The 18999-nt window shown below is 46.2% G+C and carries 12 protein-coding genes and 1 pseudogene; 4 read left to right on the top strand and 9 right to left on the bottom strand.

The genetic code is table 11. From position 1 onward, the window contains the following. Positions 1 to 43: 43 nt before the first annotated feature. The gene (locus tag ACED41_RS09920; RefSeq protein WP_371724897.1) at positions 44 to 823 is read right to left on the bottom strand and encodes a class I SAM-dependent methyltransferase; all 780 of its coding nucleotides are present in this window, start codon (positions 821 to 823) and stop codon (positions 44 to 46) included. Between the two features lie 112 nt (positions 824 to 935). Beyond that, a pseudogene (locus ACED41_RS09915) lies at positions 936 to 4068 on the bottom strand (EAL domain-containing protein). Between the two features lie 126 nt (positions 4069 to 4194). On the opposite strand from ACED41_RS09915, the gene asnC reads away from it, so the two are divergent. Next, positions 4195 to 4659 carry a transcriptional regulator AsnC gene (asnC, locus tag ACED41_RS09910; protein ID WP_008218581.1) on the top strand — a complete coding sequence of 155 codons (465 nt, stop codon included), beginning with the start codon at positions 4195 to 4197 and terminating at the stop codon, positions 4657 to 4659. 91 nt (positions 4660 to 4750) lie between these two features. Here asnC and prlC read toward each other — a convergent pair whose 3' ends face one another. Beyond that, positions 4751 to 6793, bottom strand: coding sequence for an oligopeptidase A (gene prlC / locus ACED41_RS09905; protein ID WP_371724896.1), 2043 nt, complete (start codon positions 6791 to 6793; stop codon positions 4751 to 4753). Between the two features lie 280 nt (positions 6794 to 7073). On the opposite strand from prlC, the gene ACED41_RS09900 reads away from it, so the two are divergent. The 3 genes from ACED41_RS09900 to ACED41_RS09890 all read left to right on the top strand — a co-directional run bounded on the left by ACED41_RS09900 (position 7074) and on the right by ACED41_RS09890 (position 9838). Continuing rightward, complete coding sequence (locus ACED41_RS09900) at positions 7074 to 7913, top strand: 23S rRNA (adenine(2030)-N(6))-methyltransferase RlmJ (RefSeq protein ID WP_017060143.1); 840 nt, start codon at positions 7074 to 7076, stop codon at positions 7911 to 7913. Positions 7914 to 8100: 187 nt separating this feature from the next. Beyond that, positions 8101 to 9456: a glutathione-disulfide reductase gene (gene gorA / locus ACED41_RS09895; protein ID WP_017070093.1), complete on the top strand. Its 1356-nt coding sequence runs from the start codon at positions 8101 to 8103 to the stop codon at positions 9454 to 9456. A gap of 130 nt (positions 9457 to 9586) precedes the next feature. Further along, positions 9587 to 9838 (top strand): DUF6482 family protein, encoded by a 252-nt coding sequence (locus ACED41_RS09890; protein ID WP_017631990.1) that lies wholly within the window; start codon positions 9587 to 9589, stop codon positions 9836 to 9838. Positions 9839 to 9930: 92 nt separating this feature from the next. On the opposite strand, the gene ACED41_RS09885 is transcribed toward ACED41_RS09890, so the two are convergent. The 6 genes from ACED41_RS09885 to ACED41_RS09860 all read right to left on the bottom strand — a co-directional run bounded on the left by ACED41_RS09885 (position 9931) and on the right by ACED41_RS09860 (position 17993). Then, positions 9931 to 11172: an NADH:ubiquinone reductase (Na(+)-transporting) subunit B gene (locus ACED41_RS09885; protein ID WP_102320134.1), complete on the bottom strand. Its 1242-nt coding sequence runs from the start codon at positions 11170 to 11172 to the stop codon at positions 9931 to 9933. Positions 11173 to 11370: 198 nt separating this feature from the next. Then, on the bottom strand, positions 11371 to 12333 hold the full coding sequence (locus ACED41_RS09880) for an SPOR domain-containing protein (protein ID WP_371724895.1): 963 nt from the start codon (positions 12331 to 12333) through the stop codon (positions 11371 to 11373). Between the two features lie 187 nt (positions 12334 to 12520). Further along, positions 12521 to 13459, bottom strand: a complete 939-nt coding sequence (locus ACED41_RS09875) for an ABC transporter permease (protein ID WP_017060135.1) — start codon at positions 13457 to 13459, stop codon at positions 12521 to 12523. A 2-nt stretch (positions 13460 to 13461) separates the two neighbouring features. Next, positions 13462 to 14439, bottom strand: coding sequence for an ABC transporter permease (locus tag ACED41_RS09870; RefSeq protein ID WP_371724894.1), 978 nt, complete (start codon positions 14437 to 14439; stop codon positions 13462 to 13464). Between the two features lie 178 nt (positions 14440 to 14617). After that, positions 14618 to 16171, bottom strand: a complete 1554-nt coding sequence (locus tag ACED41_RS09865; RefSeq protein WP_017060133.1) for an ABC transporter substrate-binding protein — start codon at positions 16169 to 16171, stop codon at positions 14618 to 14620. A 94-nt stretch (positions 16172 to 16265) separates the two neighbouring features. After that, positions 16266 to 17993, bottom strand: a complete 1728-nt coding sequence (locus tag ACED41_RS09860; protein ID WP_017060132.1) for an ABC transporter ATP-binding protein — start codon at positions 17991 to 17993, stop codon at positions 16266 to 16268. Positions 17994 to 18999 lie beyond the last annotated feature (1006 nt).

Raw genomic sequence — 18999 nt, 5'->3', positions numbered from 1 at the left:
CGGGAAATTTTCTTAGCGTGTATCTAAGTTATTGATGCTTCAATTAAGTCATTGATGCTTTCACATAGACGTCAAAACGGTTCTTTTTGGTTTCGATCGCCATGCTCGGTTTTTGCTCGTCTAACCAAGCTGCGTAATCCGGTCTTTTAACCACAACTCGCTTCGATGCCAACTTCATCGCTGGCTCAAATAGGTCATCAGCATCCAGATCGGCACCCACCAAAGATTGGAATACGCGCATCTCTTTTTTGACCAGAGCCGATTTCTTTTTGTTCTCTGGGTGTGGGTACATAGGGTCGAGGTACACCACATCAGGTTGTTCAAAGTCAGGATCGTTACTGAGCTTGTCTAAAGCATCGTGACTGGATGCGTGAATCAACTTCATGCGTTCAGTTACCCAACCACCGATATCTGGGTCTTGTTGCGCTCGCTGCAAGCCATCATCAAGCAGTGCGGCCACAACGGGGTGACGCTCGACCATTTGCACCTTACAACCTAGAGAAGCCAACACAAACGCATCGCGCCCTAAGCCTGCAGTACCATCAAGAATAGTTGGCGTTGCGCCTTTGTTTAAACCAGCTGCTTTGGCAATCGCCTGACCTTTACCACCGCCAAACTTACGTCGGTGACCAACTGCGCCTCCCACTAAATCAACAAAGATAGCGCCAAGCTTGGGCTCATCGACTTTACGTAGCTCAAGTCGCTCACTAGTCAGTACCAAAGCAAAATCGCTGCTTTCATCATGAGATAAGTTCCAGCGGGTCGCTAAGTCATTCAAATGATCGATTTGGGTAGCATCTTCGCAAATCAGTTGTAGTTGCAAGGTCGTCTCCAACAGACAGTAGTATTCAAAACAAAAGAGGCAACCAGTTTACCTGATTGCCTCAACAATACATATTAGCGGTGAAAAGTATTCCCAGCTAAAGTCGGCTTACCTAAACCAATGGCTCTGTCTCTCGCTCTTGTCTTAACTCTTCAACAAGCTCTGCGAGTGGCTTAGGTCGCCCTATGATGTAGCCCTGCGCGTAGTTCACACCCAGTTCGATAAGCTTGTCGATAATCTGGGTATTTTCAACGAACTCAGCCACGGTGTGCTTGCCCATCTGCTTGGCAAGATCATTGATCGAGCGAACCATCACATGGTCCATCTCATTCACATCAATATCACGTACAAACAAGCCATCGATCTTCACAATATCGACAGGCAGCTTTTTCAGATAGCCAAATGACGATAGCCCTGAGCCAAAATCATCCAATGCAATCATGCAGCCAAGCTCTTTGATTCGAGTGAAGAACTTGATCGCCTGCTTCATGTTACTCATGGCCGCTGTTTCGGTGATCTCTAAACAAATCTTATGACACGGTATCGATGAATCGCTCAGGCTATCTATCAAAAATTCGACAAACTCACGGTTACCCATCGAGTGACCGGAAAGATTGATTGAACACATCCCCAGTTCCTCAATAACCTCAGGGCGTTGCTCCAACCAACCCAAGGTTTGACTGACGACTTGGCGGTCAATCAAATGCGCGATGTTATAACGCTCTGAGGCTGGCATGAAGATCCCCGGGGAGATGTATTCCCCTTGGATGTTCTTGATGCGGACCAAGATTTCAAAGTGCATTTTATCGCTGTCTTCATCTAGGCCAAGAATTCGCTGCGCAAACAACTCTAAGCGATCGTTAGCCAAGGCCTCATGCACTAGGTTAACGCACTCCATCTCAAGATGGCGACGACGCAGGTCTTCATCATCTTGATGGTAAAGATGATAGCGATTGCGACCTTCTTCTTTAGCGGCATGACAAGCTGCATCCGCCTGAGCGTGCACCATCTGTGGTGAAGCTGCTGTATGGTCGATCAATCGAATACCGATAGAGCACGTCAGGTTGAGTCGAATATCATCCCACAAGAATGGATTCTCACTCATCATCGAGATAATACTGCGACACACATTCACCGCATCTCGTTCAGTACAGTCTTTCATCAGCACAGCAAACTCATCACCACCCATTCGCGCTAACACCGCATTGTAAGGCAGTACGTCTTCTAGCAGTTTGGCGCTAAACAAGATCGCAGCATCACCCGCTTCATGTCCTGCGGTATCGTTCAGCACTTTCAGCTGATCCAAATCTAGGAACAACATTGCGTGAGTTCGCATGTGGCTCTCAACCTCTTTCAGCGCCTTTTGCAGCTCTTGCTCAAAGTGGTTGCGGTTAAAGGTGTCAGTCAGTAGGTCATAGCGAGCCTGATACTCTAGCTTTTCAGAAAGCTCGTGCGTTTCGGTGATGTCTTCACCCACAATCAACAGCTGATCAGACTCCACCAACGGGCGGATATTTTCACGAATCCAGCTCTTGCTGCCGTCGGCATGGCGATATTCGATATCACGACGCCACACACCACGAATCTTATGCTGAGGTTGCAGCAAGATATGACGAGGAATCATCGCGTTCTCATCAACATAGAATTCTCTAGGGCGATGGCCCAACAACTGATCGAGAGGGTATCCCAAAAGCTCTTCGGCAAACTGGTTCACTTGTTGAATGCGATTATTGCCATCGAGCGTAATCATCATCACCGGCTGTTTGTCGTAATACAGCTTCAAGTTTGCTTCACGTTGGAACAGCTTATTCTCAGCAAGCTTACGTGAGGTCACGTCGCGCGCCTCAAAGAGAAACTGAATGTCTTCGTCTTCACTGCCCGGCATCGGCTTCAATGAAATATCCAACACCATCGCACCGCGATCTCGACACCACACCTCGGCTTCAAATCGTAAGGCTGGGTGCTCACTTTTTGCGATGAAATATTCGGCTAGCACTTCTCGCGCAGAACTTTCCCAATGTTGGTGTTGTTGCAGCGGCGTTCCCAGTTTATAGCCTTGATTATAAAGCAGCTCATGTAACTTGCTGTTACTCGACAGCAGCACGCCACCCTTATCAATGATGCCCATAAATTGCAGGCTCTGATCAAATATCGACTCCAACAGTCGTTGGCTTTGGCGACTTGCACGTTCGCTCTTCTTCAGACGGTTAAGGTAATACACCAACACCGCGATAACACACGACATGCTCAAGAACATTAAACCGATGGTGCGAATTTCATCGCGATAGCGCATTAAGAATGACTTCGGCTTATTGAGGAAGGTTACTGAGGCTTCATTCTCTGCACCCAAATCCCAACGTGAGATCTGTTGGTAATCGAGTTTGATTTCTGGCGCGCCAGCAACCACCAATGGCAATGGAGCCTTAGGATTGTTCAGCACGCTCAACAGCACGCGCCCCGTGTCTCGACCTTGCGTTTCTCCACTGTGGATCACGCCACCAATCGCACCAAACCCAAGTCCTAAATCATGCACAATATACAATGGCATCTGAGTTTTTTTGTTGAGCTGACGCCAGTCTTCTTTGCTGCTGACCCGACCATTGATGTCGCGGTAGTAGGCCCAGAACAACAAGCTTTTAGTTAGATCAGCGCGTTGCGCGAACGTCATCAGTTCTTGATAAGAATCAGGCGTATATTGCTCCACCATCCCAGAAAACTCAGGGCGTTTTTGTAGAAATAAATCCACTTGAGCGCGAATAGCTTCACCCGTTACCGAGTGATCGGTAACCACGTAAACTTTTTTAACCGTCGATTGAAGTCGATTGAAGTCGATTGATCAGCTCAATATTGCTCGCCATATCAATATCTTCAGTGATACCGGTTGCGTGCAAGCCTTCAATCATTTGCGGAGAAAAATTGTTGATGCCACCAAAAATAACGGGCGTGCCATTGAGTTCGGGCGCTAAGCGTTTCATCAGATTGAGGGCGTTATTATCACTGACGACTACAGCGGCAAACTCTTCATGCGACAGCTTAGTGCGGTATAGCTGATAAATTCGCTCTAAGTATTCAGCGTTTTGAGTTCGCTTGGTATCGAGATAAACAACCCGGTAAGATAACCCATCGCGATCGAGCTCATCAGATAGTCCTTTATGGAAATCATCTGTCCAGAAAAAGCCTTGATGATAAGAGTGAATAACCAACACATCTTTTGCCTGAGCTGAAGCAAAAACACTCCAACACATCACAATAAAAAATAACGAAAATCGCACTGAATTCACCCTAACCCTATAGTTACTGCTAATATTATCACCCTTGGCTATGATGTGTACTCAAGCCGGTATGTTTTTCATTCAACCTAAGGATTATGCATGTCCACAACCACAGCTCGTCTAGATGATCTAGACCGTGCCATTCTCAAAACCTTGATGGAAGATGCACGAACTCCTTACGCTGAAATGGCAAAGCAGTTCGATGTCAGCCCTGCGACGATTCACGTTCGCATCGAAAAGATGAGATCGGCAGACATTATCGAGCGAACGGAAGTTGTGGTAAACACCAAAAAACTGGGTTACGACGTGTGTTGCTTTATTGGCATCAACCTTAATGCTGCCAAAGATTACCACTCGGCGATCGCTAAGCTGAATGCCTTAGACGAAGTGGTTGAGGCGTACTACACCACTGGTGCTTACAATATCTTTGTAAAGCTGATGTGTAAGTCGATAGAAGAGCTGCAGTTTGTATTGATCGATAAGCTGCAAGCGATCGATGAAGTTCAGTCGACAGAGACACTGATTTCATTGCAGAACCCTATCAACCGCAATGTGAATCCATAACATTGATTCGCCTTGCTTGGCATAACGCACAGACAAAAAAAGAGCCTCTAACTAGAGGCTCTTTTCGCAATAAACTAGATAGTTACCGTGATTATGCGTTGATTCCCGCGTGGCGCAGCATTGCGTCGATTTGTGGCTCACGACCACGGAAGCGTTTGAACAGCTCCATTGGCTCTTCACTGCCACCCATTTCAAGGATGTTGTTCAGGAAGCGATTACCCGTTTCAGTGTTGAAGATACCCTCTTCTTCAAATGCTGAGAACGCATCTGCCGATAGCACTTCTGCCCACAGGTAGCTGTAGTAGCCCGCGCTGTAACCACCAGCAAAGATATGACCAAAGCTGTGTGAGAAACGGTTCCAATCTAGGCTTGGCAGTACCGACACCTTAGACTTAACATCCGCTAGCGTTTCTAGTACGCGAGCACCCACTTCAGGGTCGTATTCTGTGTGTAGCATGAAATCGAACAAACCAAGCTCTAGCTGACGCAGGATAAACATCGCAGATTGGAAGTTCTTCGCCGCTAGCATCTTCTCTAGCATCTCTTTTGGTAGCGCTTCACCCGTTTCGAAGTGACCAGAGATGAACGACAGCGCTTCTTCTTCCCAACACCAGTTTTCTAGGAACTGACTTGGTAATTCAACCGCATCCCAAGGCACGCCATTGATACCCGCAACTGCGCCCGCTTCTACTTGCGTCAGCATGTGGTGGATACCGTGACCGAATTCGTGGAACAAGGTCACCACTTCATCGTGAGTAAACAGTGCTGGCTTATCACCAACTGGCTTATTGAAGTTACACGTTAGGTAAGCAACCGGGGTCTGTAGCTCGCCAGATTCGGTAATGCGACGACCACGACAGTCATCCATCCAAGCGCCACCACGTTTGTGTTCACGTGCGTATAGATCTAGGTAGAAGCTACCACGCAGTGTTCCAGTCGCATCAAAGATATCAAAGAAACGCACTGACTCATGCCAAGTGTCTACGCCTTGACGCTCTGTTACCGACATACCAAACACGCGGTTCAGTACCTCAAACAGACCTGAAACCACATTAGATTCTGGGAAGTAAGGACGAAGCTCTTCATCAGAGATCTCGAACAGTTTCTGTTTTTGTTTCTCACTGTAGTAAGCGATGTCCCACAGGTTTAGCTCAGAGACACCAAATTCTTTCTCAGCAAACTGGCGTAGCTCTTCAACTTCTCGCTCACCTTGCGGTTTGGCTTTTACTGCTAGGTCGTTTAGGAAGCCAAGCACTTGGTCTGGCGTTTCTGCCATCTTAGTCGACAGTGATTTTTCGCTGTAAGTACTGAAACCCAACATGCGAGCGATCTCGTGGCGCAGCTTAAGTTGCTCGGTGATGATCTCAGTGTTGTCCCACTTACCTGCGTTTGGACCGCGATCTGAAGCGCGCGTTACGTACGCTTCATAAAGCTCTTTACGCAGTTCTTGGTTATCACAGTAGGTCATCACAGGTAGGTATGATGGGATATCTAAAGTCAGTAGGTAGCCTTTTTGCTCTTTAGACTCAGCCGCCGCTTGAGCTGCCGCCAGTGCTGATTCAGGCATACCTGCCAGCTCAGCTACGTCTGTGATCTGCTTGCTCCAACCCATGGTTGCATCAAGCACGTTATTTGAGAATTGAGAGCCTAACTCAGACTGGCGCTTGCTGATCTCGCCGTAACGATGCTGTTCGTCAGCTGGTAAGCCAATGCCCGACAGTTCAAAGTCACGCAGTGCGTCTGTAATGGTTTTTTGTTGAGCTCGGTTTAATGTCGAGAATGCTTCACTAGCCTTGATCGCTTTATACGCTTCGAACAAGCCTTTGTGTTGGCCAACCCAAGTGCCGTATTCAGATAGCACAGGTAAGCAGCTCTCATACGCTTCACGCAGTTCGTCACTGTTCACGACAGAGTTCATATGGCTTACAGGTGACCAAATGCGACCTAAACGATCATCCACTTCTTCAATTGGAGCAACTAGGTTGTCCCAGCTTGGTGAAGTATTACCTTCAAGTACTTGTTCTATCTTGTTGCGACACGCTTCAATCACTTGCTCAACTGCAGGCTTTACGTGCTCTGGCTTGATCTGTGAAAACGGAGGTAAGTCCGTGAAGGTTAATAGCGGATTAGACATATAAACATTCCTTTGGCTTTAGAGACTTTCGTCTTTTTTGTAATGAGGTCGTCTTACAGTCATCAGGCTCAGGTTCGCCCTAAAAAAATCACCTGCGAATAGTTATTAAATAGTGCCCAATAAGGCAAATTTCAATAGTAGAACCAATAACTAACCACATATTGCGAACGACTGTTCCTGAATTGTTCGAGAATTTATGGTCCATTGAGGGTTATAATAGTCTGATTAACCCCACCTACACTAACCACACTCTAATTCGAGAGTGTTACGAGAGTTTAATTTGTTAAGTTATCGCCACAGCTTCCACGCAGGTAACCATGCCGACGTAGTAAAGCATATCGTACAGAGCCTTATTCTTAATTCTTTGAAACAAAAGGATAAGCCTTTTGTTTATCATGACACTCACTCTGGTGTAGGTCGTTACGACTTAACGCATGAATGGTCTGAAAAAACCGGTGAATACAAGCAAGGTATTGCTCGTGTGTGGGAGCAAACAGACCTTCCTGAAGACATTCAAAGCTACCTTGAGTCTATTTCCATTCTCAATAATGGCGAGAAACTGCGTTACTACCCGGGTTCTCCACGTGTTGCACGTGCACACCTGCGTGACCAAGACCGCATGGTACTGACTGAGCTTCACCCAGCCGATCACCCGCTGCTTGAGCAAGAGTTCCACCGTGATCGTCAGGTATCTATCTACAAAGAAGATGGTTTTAAGCGCTTAAAGGGCAGCCTGCCACCAAAAGAACGTCGTGGTTTAGTGCTGATCGACCCGCCTTACGAGCTGGCAAAAGAGTACCGTGATGTCGTGACTGCAATCGCTCAAAGCCACAAGCGCTGGGCAACCGGTATCTACGCAATTTGGTACCCGGTAGTAAATCGCTGTGATATCGAAGATATGATCGAAGGTCTCGAAGGCTTAGGCATCAACAAGATTCTACAAATCGAACTTGGCGTATCACCAGACACCAACGAGCGTGGCATGACAGCATCAGGCATGATCGTGATTAACCCGCCTTGGAAGCTAGAAAGCCAAATGAAAGAGATTCTTCCATTCTTGAAGGAAGCAATTGCGCCAGCGACCGGTCACTTCAAAGTAGAGTGGATCGTACCCGAGTAATCTCGAGTCCACATCATAGACTGAAGAATCTTCAACAGACTGTGATGTGGACGAATAAATTTTAAACAGGGAGATTGAGTTCAACCGATCTGCCCTCAATATAATAATTAGACAATTTAAGAATCTATAGGACGTAGGTATCCAGTGCTCTCACTGTGACTACAACCTTCAATAAATGGAGAAAGTAATGGCGACTCATTTTGATTACATCTGTATCGGTGGCGGTTCAGGCGGCATCGCATCGGCTAACCGCGCAGCTATGCACGGTGCAAAAGTTGCACTTATCGAAGCTCAAGACCTTGGTGGTACTTGTGTAAACGTTGGTTGTGTTCCTAAAAAGGTAATGTGGCACGGCGCTCAAGTCGCTGAAGCAATCAACCTATACTCTGAGGACTACGGCTTCGACGTTGAAGTAAAAAGCTTTAACTGGAGCAAGCTGATTGAAAACCGCCAAGCGTACATTGGTCGTATCCACCAATCTTACGACCGCGTACTAGGTAACAACAAAGTAAACGTAATCAAAGGCTTTGCTAAGTTCGTTGATGAAAAGACAGTTGAAGTGAACGGTGAACACTACACAGCAGATCACATCCTGATCGCGGTAGGTGGTCGTCCAACAATTCCAAACATCCCAGGTGCAGAATACGGCATCGACTCAAATGGCTTCTTCGACCTAATGGAGCAACCAAAACGCGTTGCGGTTATCGGTGCTGGCTACATCGCAGTTGAGATCGCAGGTGTACTAAGCGCACTAGGCACAGAAACACACTTGTTCTGTCGTAAAGAATCTCCACTACGTAGCTTCGATCCAATGATCATCGAAACGCTAGTAGAAGTAATGGAAGCAGAAGGTCCAACACTTCACACGCACTCAGTGCCTAAAGAAGTTGTGAAAGAAGCGGATGGCACACTGACTCTACACCTAGAGAACGGCAACACTCAAAACGTTGACCACCTAATCTGGGCTATCGGTCGCCATCCAGCAACTGACGCTATCAACCTAGCATCAACTGGCGTTGAGACGAACGATCGTGGCTACATCAAGGTAGACGAGTTCCAAGCGACTAACGTTCCTGGCATCTACTGTGTTGGCGACATCATGGAAGGCGGTATCGAGCTAACTCCTGTAGCGGTTAAAGCAGGTCGTCAGCTTTCTGAGCGTCTATTCAACGGTCAAACTAACGCGAAAATGGACTACAACCTAGTTCCTACTGTTGTATTCAGCCACCCACCTATCGGCACGATTGGTCTAACGACTCAAGAAGCTGAAGAGAAGTACGGCAAAGACAACATCAAGGTTTACACATCTGGCTTCACTGCGATGTACACAGCAGTAACCAAGCACCGTCAACCTTGTAAGATGAAGCTAGTATGTGCTGGCGAAGAAGAGACTGTCGTTGGCCTACACGGCATCGGTTTCACGGTTGATGAGATGATTCAAGGCTTCGGCGTTGCAATGAAGATGGGCGCAACCAAAGCAGACTTCGACTCTGTTGTGGCGATTCACCCAACGGGCAGCGAAGAGTTTGTTACCATGAGATAATCAACGTCTTAGTTGAGCACTCTTTAGAAGCAGGCCTTGTGCCTGCTTTTTTTATGTCCGCTTTGAACCCTGGTTCTCGATTCGACGTAACACAAATATCCACCTATCTAGAACAGCAATGGAGTTTGTTATGAATCTATTAATTGAATCATTTGAAGGCGGGATTTACTTGGCTTACCAAATCGTTGGCGAGCAAAAGCAGTTAATTAAGGACGACCATCAGCACCCAATGAAGTTTTTGAGTGTTAATCAAGCACGCGACCACTTCAGTGATCAAGGCGTAGCCTCGGCTACCCTCATCCATAACAGTGCTTATGACGAAATGTGTGGTGAACACTGTGGTAGCACACAGCCTTTCGAGATTGATTTGAAGTGGAGTTAAATCAACCTCAAATCAATCGCGATAAAAATTGAAAGGCTTGCATCAATGCAAGCCTTTCTTATGGGAGTCACTTTCACTTTTAATCACCTAGATTAGCGCGATGTCCGTTTAAGTCTTCGTTTAATGTTCTGCTCTTTCACTACAAAGTCGAATAGCGGAGCGAACAGGTTGGCGAACAAGATAGCCAGCATAATGCCCTCTGGGTAGGCTGGATTAAGCACTCGAATACCGACCGTCATCACGCCGATCAAAATCCCATAGGCCCATTTACTCTGATTGGTAAACGCGGCAGATACAGGGTCTGTTGCCATGAAGAAGGTACCAAAGGCAACACCACCCAGCACAAAGTGCCAGTAAAACGGCATCGAAAACATCGAGTTAGTATCCGACCCTATCCAGTTCAGTAAACTCGACGTCACGACAAGGCCGACAATCACACCGGCGACAATGCGCCAAGACGCTATCTTCATCACAATCAAAATCAACCCCGTCAGCATGATCAGCAGTGACGACACCTCACCCATCGAACCTGGAATATTACCGATAAAGGCATCCATCCAGGTGATCGCCTCGCCAGTCATGTTATTGATGAGTGACGTGCTGCCGCCTTCATACCATTGACTCAGCGGTGTCGCGCCTGAATAGCCGTCAGCGGCAACCCACACAAGCCCACCCGACATGTTGGCTGGATAGGCGAAATAGAGAAACGCGCGGCCTGCAAGGGCTGGGTTCAAGAAGTTTCGTCCTGTACCACCGAACAGCTCTTTGGCGACAACGATACCAAAGGTGATACCTAAAGCGGCTTGCCAAAGCGGGATGGTTGGCGGAAGAATGAGTGCGAATAGTACCGAGCTAACAAAGAAACCTTCATTCACCTCATGTTTTCGTACAACGGCAAATAAAACCTCCCAGAAGCCACCTACCACAAACACCGTGGCATAAACGGGTAGGAAATAGAGTGCACCAAGCAACATCTGACTTTCCCAGCCACTTGCCACCAATGACTGCGCATCACCAAATGCCCACGACAGACGCCAGCTGCTTTCAATAACCGAGGCAAGTTCGTTAAGTTGATAGCTGGAGGTTAATGCGAGGACGCTTTGGTGTCCGACGTTATACATCCCCCAGAACATTGCCGGGAAAGTCGCCAGCCATACCAGAATCATGATGCGCTTTAGGTCAATGCTGTCACGAACATGGGTTATACCGCGGTTTACGTTTCCGGGTGTATAGAATATTGTCGCGAAAGCTTCATACACTGGGTAGAGCTTTTCGTACTTCCCTCCGGCTTCAAAGCGTGGAGCCACGTCTTCTAATCGTTTCTTTAAACTCATAATCTCAATCACCTTATTACTTGAGTTATGGTTTTCTACGCATCAGCCGCGCTATTTGAACAATTTTTAACCATTTTTAATCAAATTCGTCTTGAAGAACGAGTGTCTAAAAGTCGAACCGATGTTGAAAAAGAGAGGCGTATAAACAACAAAGCCCCAGCAATGGCTGAGGCTTATTTGGTTTGGTAACGGTCGTCGTTACTTAACGCACATCACATTAAGCAATGAAGAACCTTTCAACTGGTTGACGTTACCGTTGGTAAACAGACCTTTCTTATCTGCGCCCCAATAAGGGAGATGCATTGGCCAGTTCTGTTTTTCCATAACCTTTGAGCTCAAGATGCTTTGCCATTGCTTCTCACTCATCAGCTTCATGTTGACCTGATTACACACCAATTCAGCGCTATCGTAATCTAGGCGGCTCCAAGGCTTACCTTGCTCCATGTAGAACTGTTGTTGATGATCTAGAAGGTAAGGAATAGCATATTGGCTACCCGCAATGTCTGCTTTCACGCGAATCTCGATCTCTAGATCATTGTCTGAACTCGCGTTACCGCTTGGTAGCGTCTGAATTGCTGCAGCGCTCGCTACCGCCGCCACTTGCTTAGTAGCCACAGGTTTCGGTGCAGGCTTAGCTTCTACTTTTGCAGGAGCCTTGTGCGTCACCGGTTTTGGCTCTGCTGGTTTTGCCACAATAGGCTGTGATGAGGTTTTCGACTTATCGACCATACGAATAAAGGCTTCACCGTAACCAGAAACCTTACGCACCTGAGCTAGGTCTTTTCTCGCATCAGAGAAGGTAGAATAAGGTCCGATTAAGCAACGGTAGTCTCCGCCTTCCGGCTTCATCCAAACGTTGGTCGAGATCTTCTCATACAGAGGCTTTGCTCGGCTCAGTGACAAAGGCTTGTTCAGCAGGCCACATTGAACCCAAAACAGTTCGTTATCTGAATGACGTTTTGGTGCTTTACTGCCCCACACGCCCTTACCGATCGGACATGATTGCTCTAGCTGTGGTAATTGGTTGGTGCTTGCCTGAGTTGCATCACATAGAACCGACTCTGCATTCACTTGGCTCGATACCAAAAGAGATGCAGCGATAAGTCCCATACGATAATTTCTCGTCACAGCACGACATACAGCATTCATTGTCAATTTCATAACCACCACTTAAACCCTTGCGGGCTAATTATTACCGAATCTATGTCGATAAAACATGAATTCCATTTTAACTATTATTGACACTGTCAATAATACTAAGTTCCAGATCCATTAAGCAAAAAAAGAGCCGTAATTGCTTACGGCTCTTAATTTAGTGACTTTTTTTACTAAAAATCAAACCGGGCTATCACCCTTTATAAATTTTCGGGTTAAACACGTCACGTAACCAGTCGCCTAATAGGTTAATAACGAGAACCAATGTTACCAAAAGCACACCTGGGAATGCTGTGATCCACCATGCTCCTGAGAAAATGTAGTTAAAACCAGTACTGATCAGGGCACCGAGTGACGGTTGGTCTACCGGAAGACCTAAACCGAGGAAAGAAAGTGCCGCTTCTGACATGATGGCATTTGCCACCTGTACCGTAGAGATAACCAAAATCGGTGATAAACAGTTAGGCAGAATATGGCGGAACATGATGCGAGGCGCTCTAAAGCCCATCACACGTGCCGCTTCTACGTACTCTTTCTTCTTCTCTGCCAATACCGATGCACGAATCGTACGAGCATACTGCGGCCATTCAGCAATACCGATGATCACCACCAGCATAACAACCGCATATTGCGCGTAGAAGTCACTACCGAAACTCGCCTTAAAGATGGCCGAGACAATGATCGCAACCATCATGGTTGAGAACGAAAGCTGAACATCGGCAAAACGCATCAGGAAGCTATCAATACGACCACCGAAGTAACCTGCAGACAAGCCAATGATGATACCGAGAGTCAGCTGAAGACCTACCGCTAGGAAACCGATCGTCAATGACAGACGCGAGCCGTAAAGCATCGTAGATAAGATGTCACGACCCTGCTCATCAGTACCCAGTAGGAAGCGTTCTTCGCCGTCTTCCATCCAAGATGGTGGCAACTCAGAATCCATGATGTCGATAGACGTCACGTCATACGGGTCTGTTGGCGCTAAAATCGGTGCCGCTAATGCCATAACAAGGAAAGCTGCAAAGATAGCGAAGCTCACCATTGCCACTTTGTCACGTAAGAAGTAGTACAGAATGTCTGACTGCTTGAATCGCTCCCAACGAGATGGAGCTGTTGTTGTTTGTTCCATGATTATGCTCCTTTCCCTGTGATGTTCACTGTTGGGTTAATGATGCCGTATAGCAAGTCAACAATGGTGTTAGTTACTACGAAGATCAGGCCAACGAAGATAACGTATGCGGTAATCAGTGGTGTATCCACTCGGTTAATCGCTTCAAGGAATAGGAAGCCGGTACCCGGCCACTGGAATACAGTTTCAGTAAGAATGGTGTAAGCCACCATAGTACCGATTTGAACACCGCCTACCGTTAGTACTGGCAGCATTGTGTTTTTCAAAGCGTGTTGGTAGTAAATCTTGTTCAGCGCTAGGCCTTTTGCTTTACCAAACTTGATATATTCAGAGCTAAGAACCTCTAGCATTTCAGAGCGTACTAGACGAATGAACAGAGGCAGCATGATAGATGCTAGAGCAATACTCGGCAGCACTAAGTGTGCAAGGCCATCTATCGTTAAGAAACCAGACTCCCAGCCAAACCAGTTTGCGGTCTCACCACGTCCAAACGACGGCAGCCAACCTAACTCAATAGAGAATACATACATCAACATGATTGCGGTTAAGAAAACAGGCACAGAAATGCCGATACTACTGCCCGCCATCACCAGTTTAGTGAAGAAGCTTTTTGGGTGTATTGCAGAATAAACGCCAAGTGGAATCGACAGACAAACAATGATCAGAGAAGCGCCGAACACAAGCTCGAGCGTTGCGACTAGTTTATCTAAGATTACGTCCACAGCTGGGCGTTTAAAGAAATATGAAGTACCAAGATCACCTTGTAGAGCTGCGCCCGCAAAGCGAGTGTATTTTGTAATGAAGGGATCATTTAAGCCGAGTTCATCACGCAGCGCTTGACGCTCCGATTCTGAAACAGATTGACCGACTAACTCACGCAACGGGTCGCCCAGGTTATCCTGAATGGCAAACGCCACCAAACTGATCACAAACATCACTATCAGTGCCTGAAACAGGCGCTTGACCAGAAACGTAACCATTCCTTGCCCCTTATCTATCCATGACTATCTAGTCGAAATCCGCGACTAGATAACAAAATTCAGTCTTAAAAAAGGTATTTAGCCAGACTGAAGGAAGACCAAATACCGAAACTTAAATCTATATCTTAATAATTTGAGAGCCTGAAAAGCTTCAGGCTCTCGATTCTAGCAAGCTAGATTATTTTACAACTAGGTCGCCGAAGTAAGGCATAACCATTGGGTTTACTACGTCTGCTGCACCTACGTTAGACTTCGCGCCCCACGCTTCACTTTGCCAGTGTAGCGGTACGAATGCTGCGTCGTTGTAAAGTGTTGCTTCAACGCCTTTCAGCATTTCAGCACGCTTAACTGGGTCAGTTTCAGTGTTAGAAGCTTCTACGATCGCATCCATTTCTGGGTTTGAGTAGCCAGAACAGTTGTATTGACCACGGCCAGTCTCTTCGTTACGAGTCATAGTTAGGAACTCGTTGAAGTTAGCTGAATCTTCTGTATCTGAGTGCCAGCCGATCATCATCATGTCTGCTGAACATAGGTCAAACTCAGGCCAGTACTGTGCTTTAGGCATAGTTTTAAGATCAACTTTGATACCAATCTTAGACAGCATTGCCGCAGACGCTTGCGCTACTTTCGCATCGTTCACGTAACGGTTGTTTGGAGCCATCATAGTTAGCGTAAAGCCATCTTCGTAGCCCGCTTCTTTCATCAGCTCTTTCGCTTTTTTCAGATCGTAACGAGGAACTAGGTCTTCGTTGTGACCCGCGTAGCCTGTTGGGCTTTGCTGACCAGCTGCTGTTGCGAAGCCTTTCATGATCTTCTTAACGATACCTTCGTTGTTGATTGCGTGAACAATCGCCTGACGAACGCGAACATCTTTAAGTGCTTCGTTGCTGTTTTGGTTCATTTGGAACGTGATGATACGAGTACCAGGTAGCGTCACTAGATCGATGTTCTTAGCGTTTTTAACACGCTTGTGATCGTTTGGTGCTACTGGGTGAATCATATCAACGTCGCCAGAAAGAAGTGCTGCAACACGTGTCGCGTCTTCTTTGATTGGCACAAGTGTTAGCTTGTCTACGTTGCCTTCAGTTTCTGTGTCCCAGTAATCATTGAAACGCTCGAACGTTACTTTAACGCCTTGCTCACGTTGAGTTACGATGAATGGGCCAGTACCTGAAACGTTAGTCGAAGCAAACGAGTTGCCGTGCTTAACTAGCTCAGACTTGTCTTTACCTTCCGCTGTTTGGCCAGAGTAGAACTTGCTGTCCATTGGGAAGATGTAAGTTGCTGTTTGTAGTACTAGTGGGTAAGCCGCTTTTGATACTAGCTCAACTGTGTAGTCATCCACTTTTACCATTTTTTCGTATGGCGTGAAGATAGACTTAAAGTCTGGAGAAGCTTGTAGACGTTCAAAAGTCCACACAACATCATCAGCAGTCAGTTCGTTACCAGAGTGGAATTTCACACCTTTACGTAGGTTGAAGCGGAAAGTCGTTTCATCAACACGCTCCCAGCTAGATGCTAGGCGGCCTTCAAAATCCATCTCTTGAGTGAAACGTACTAGAGGGTCAAACACCATGTGAGACATTTGCAGTGTGCCACCAGACAGCTGCTCGTGCGGGTCAAGTGATACTGGGTCAGCTGCGTAGCCAACGGTAATATCTGCTGCTGCTGCACTAAAGCTTAGGCCAGCTGCCATTAAAGCTACTGCTAATTTGCTTTTCATGGTTTTCATTGCATAACTCCTTCATGCGGGAATCCAGATCCCTAGTTGTTGTATTTGCGTCTGTTTATTGTTGTTAGCAAGCTAAACTCCAGCCTGCTGATTTTTATACCGCGGCTTGTGCCACTGCTTTTTCTTCTCTTAAGCCTGTAAATTCAGGCATTAAAGAAATCAGTTGTTTGCTGTATTCATGCTGAGGTGATTGGAACAGCTGCTCCGTTGGCGCAACCTCCAATAATGTCCCCATCTGCATCACACCAACACGGTCACACATTTGGCGAATAACCGGTAGATCGTGACTGATGAACAGCATGGTTAGGTTTAGCTCGTCTTGTAAGTCTTTTAGTAGGTTAAGAATCTGAGCCTGTACCGACACGTCCAGTGCCGATGTTGGTTCATCACAAATCAAAAGACGTGGGCGAGTCGCCAAAGCGCGAGCGATAGAAATACGCTGACGTTGACCACCTGAGAATTCGTGTGGGTACTTCACCCCAGCCATTTTGCCTAAACCCACGTGCTCTAGCAGGTCGTTCACGATCTGACGAGTTTCATTTTCGTTGCGAGTAAGCTTATGGAATCGGATAGGTTCAGCAATGATGTCGAATATCTTCATTCGAGGGTTCATTGATGTGTAAGGGTTTTGGAAAACCATCTGCATTTGACGACGCATAGGGCGACGTTCTTTTTCAGATTTCAGACCAGTAAGATCAACGCCTTCAAACGTTACCTTGCCTGAGTTTGGTGCGTACAAGCCAGCAATCACACGAGCAATCGTTGATTTACCTGAACCTGATTCACCTACTAAACCAAACGTCTCACCTTCATGCACTTCAAAGCTCACGTTGTTTGATGCTTGAACGTACTCACGACGGCTCTCAAAGAAAGAATCTTTGGTAGTAAAGCGTAAGTTTACGTTCTCAACGTTCAACAGAGGGCCAGTGTAATCACGGTGATCTTGGCTTTGACCTAACCAGTGGTTCTTCACATCCAATGGTTCCATCTCTTGTGCTTCTTCGATGTAGCTAACAAGAGGGAAACGATCGAGTTTGCGATCCGAACGAGGAACCGCAGAGATAAGACTGTGTGTATATGGGTGCTCAGGAGTACCCAGAACTTTCGCTGTTGGGCCAAACTCAACTAAGTCACCACGATACATAACGGCTACGCGGTCGGTAACGTTAGATACCACGCCCATGTCGTGCGTGACCAACATGCAACCTACGTTCTTCTTAATACATAGGTCGCGAATCAAACCCAAGATCTGGTCTTGGATAGAAACATCCAGTGCTGTTGTTGGTTCATCTGCGATGATTAGGTCAGGTTCACCTGCCAATGCGATCGCGATAACCACACGCTGACGCATACCGCCAGAGAATTGGTGAGGGTACTGCTTTAAACGGTTTTCTGGTTGTGGGATACCCACTTGGTTCATCAAGTCTAATGAGCGCTGGTAGGCTTCTTGATCCGAAACCTTCATGTTGGCATGAATCGTCTCTTTTAACTGCTGTTCTACTGTGAATAGAGGGTTAAGAGAAGTCATTGGGTCTTGGAAGATAAAACCAATCTTTGAGCCGCGAACAGAACGCATCTGTTCAGGAGATAAACCAGAGACTTTTTCGCCATCCAGAAATACCTCGCCGCTAGCAATGCGGCCAGGAGGGCTCAGCAAATCGATCACAGCATTACCTACTGTTGATTTACCTGCACCAGACTCGCCTACAACACCAACAATCTCACCACGTTCAATGTTGAACGAAAGTGATTTAACTGCGGCGTGAACTCCATGACGAGATGGGTATTCGATACGAAGATTTTTTACTTCTAAAAGTGACATTACCAGACCTCTACTGCTTTGGCAGCTTTCTGCCCTGTCTGCAAAATTGAATCCATTCTTACCAGAATATTGTTCTGATATTTTATACGGTTGACAATTTGGCAAATAATTCACAGAAAAGCAACAAAAATAGGATAAAAAGTCGACATTAAACGCTTAGCAAGCAAAAGTGCCACATAACTATTCACCAAAAGAGCATATAGTAAGAAAAATCAACATTATATTATCGGCAAGAAATACTCACAAACTCCTTACCACTACTTACTTGTAGAGTTAAAGCCGTGCTTCAAAGCAGATCTCACTACCAGTCACTAAAAACAAATAATTATTCCAAAAAACAATTAACACTATAGAAACAAGCGCTAATTTTGTTAATTTGAACAAATAAAACAACCAGATAAACGTTAATTAGCCATACATTTAACCATCTGTATTATTTTGGTAAATACAAAACAGACAAACGAAAGGCCTAATAAATCAGAGGAGTTTTTGAACGACCAAATGCGTACAAAGCTGTCAAATTCAGGCCTTAGTGAGCAAATTTAGGGTCAGGTTTCACTTTTCATAAAAGTCTTTAGACCAAACCCATTAATATGTCGAATTATTGAGCGCTCCATTTATATAAAATTAGATATAGAACTGTACATTTGATAAAGAAAGCAACTCTGTAGCAGCACCATTATCAAGCAGATCGTTAGGAATCTTTCTTATATAAGAAGGGGGGAGACAGAGGCGACACCAGACAAGGTGCCGAAGCAGGTAAGATCTCAACATTCAAAATCGATAAAAACTAAAACGACAGATGTAAAAAAGCCCCAATCTTTCGACTGAGGCTTCTTAAGTGATCGGTGAAGAGGCATTCTTTGAACATCAGGTGAACCCCCACTCTGTTCAAGTTATCTAAATTTCAGATGTAAAAAAGCCCTAGTCTTTCGACTAGGGCTTCTTAAGGTGGTCGGTGAAGAGGGATTCGAACCCCCGACCCTCTGGTCCCAAACCAGATGCG

The sequence above is a fragment of the Vibrio sp. 1F255 genome, from assembly GCF_041439145.1.
GTDB lineage: Bacteria > Pseudomonadota > Gammaproteobacteria > Enterobacterales > Vibrionaceae > Vibrio > Vibrio crassostreae_C.
This window is presented reverse-complemented; position numbering and strand designations above follow the sequence as displayed.

Bases quoted from the DNA above. Each gene is read 5' to 3' on its own strand.
- asnC (WP_008218581.1), top strand. From the start codon at position 4,195: ATGTCCACAACCACAGCTCGTCTAGATGATCTAGACCGTGCCATTCTC.
- prlC (WP_371724896.1), bottom strand. From the start codon at position 6,793: ATGTCTAATCCGCTATTAACCTTCACGGACTTACCTCCGTTTTCACAG.
- gorA (WP_017070093.1), top strand. From the start codon at position 8,101: ATGGCGACTCATTTTGATTACATCTGTATCGGTGGCGGTTCAGGCGGC.
- ACED41_RS09890 (WP_017631990.1), top strand. From the start codon at position 9,587: ATGAATCTATTAATTGAATCATTTGAAGGCGGGATTTACTTGGCTTAC.
- ACED41_RS09885 (WP_102320134.1), bottom strand. From the start codon at position 11,172: ATGAGTTTAAAGAAACGATTAGAAGACGTGGCTCCACGCTTTGAAGCC.
- ACED41_RS09880 (WP_371724895.1), bottom strand. From the start codon at position 12,333: ATGAAATTGACAATGAATGCTGTATGTCGTGCTGTGACGAGAAATTAT.
- ACED41_RS09875 (WP_017060135.1), bottom strand. From the start codon at position 13,459: ATGGAACAAACAACAACAGCTCCATCTCGTTGGGAGCGATTCAAGCAG.
- ACED41_RS09870 (WP_371724894.1), bottom strand. From the start codon at position 14,439: ATGGTTACGTTTCTGGTCAAGCGCCTGTTTCAGGCACTGATAGTGATG.
- ACED41_RS09865 (WP_017060133.1), bottom strand. From the start codon at position 16,171: ATGAAAACCATGAAAAGCAAATTAGCAGTAGCTTTAATGGCAGCTGGC.
- ACED41_RS09860 (WP_017060132.1), bottom strand. From the start codon at position 17,993: ATGTCACTTTTAGAAGTAAAAAATCTTCGTATCGAATACCCATCTCGT.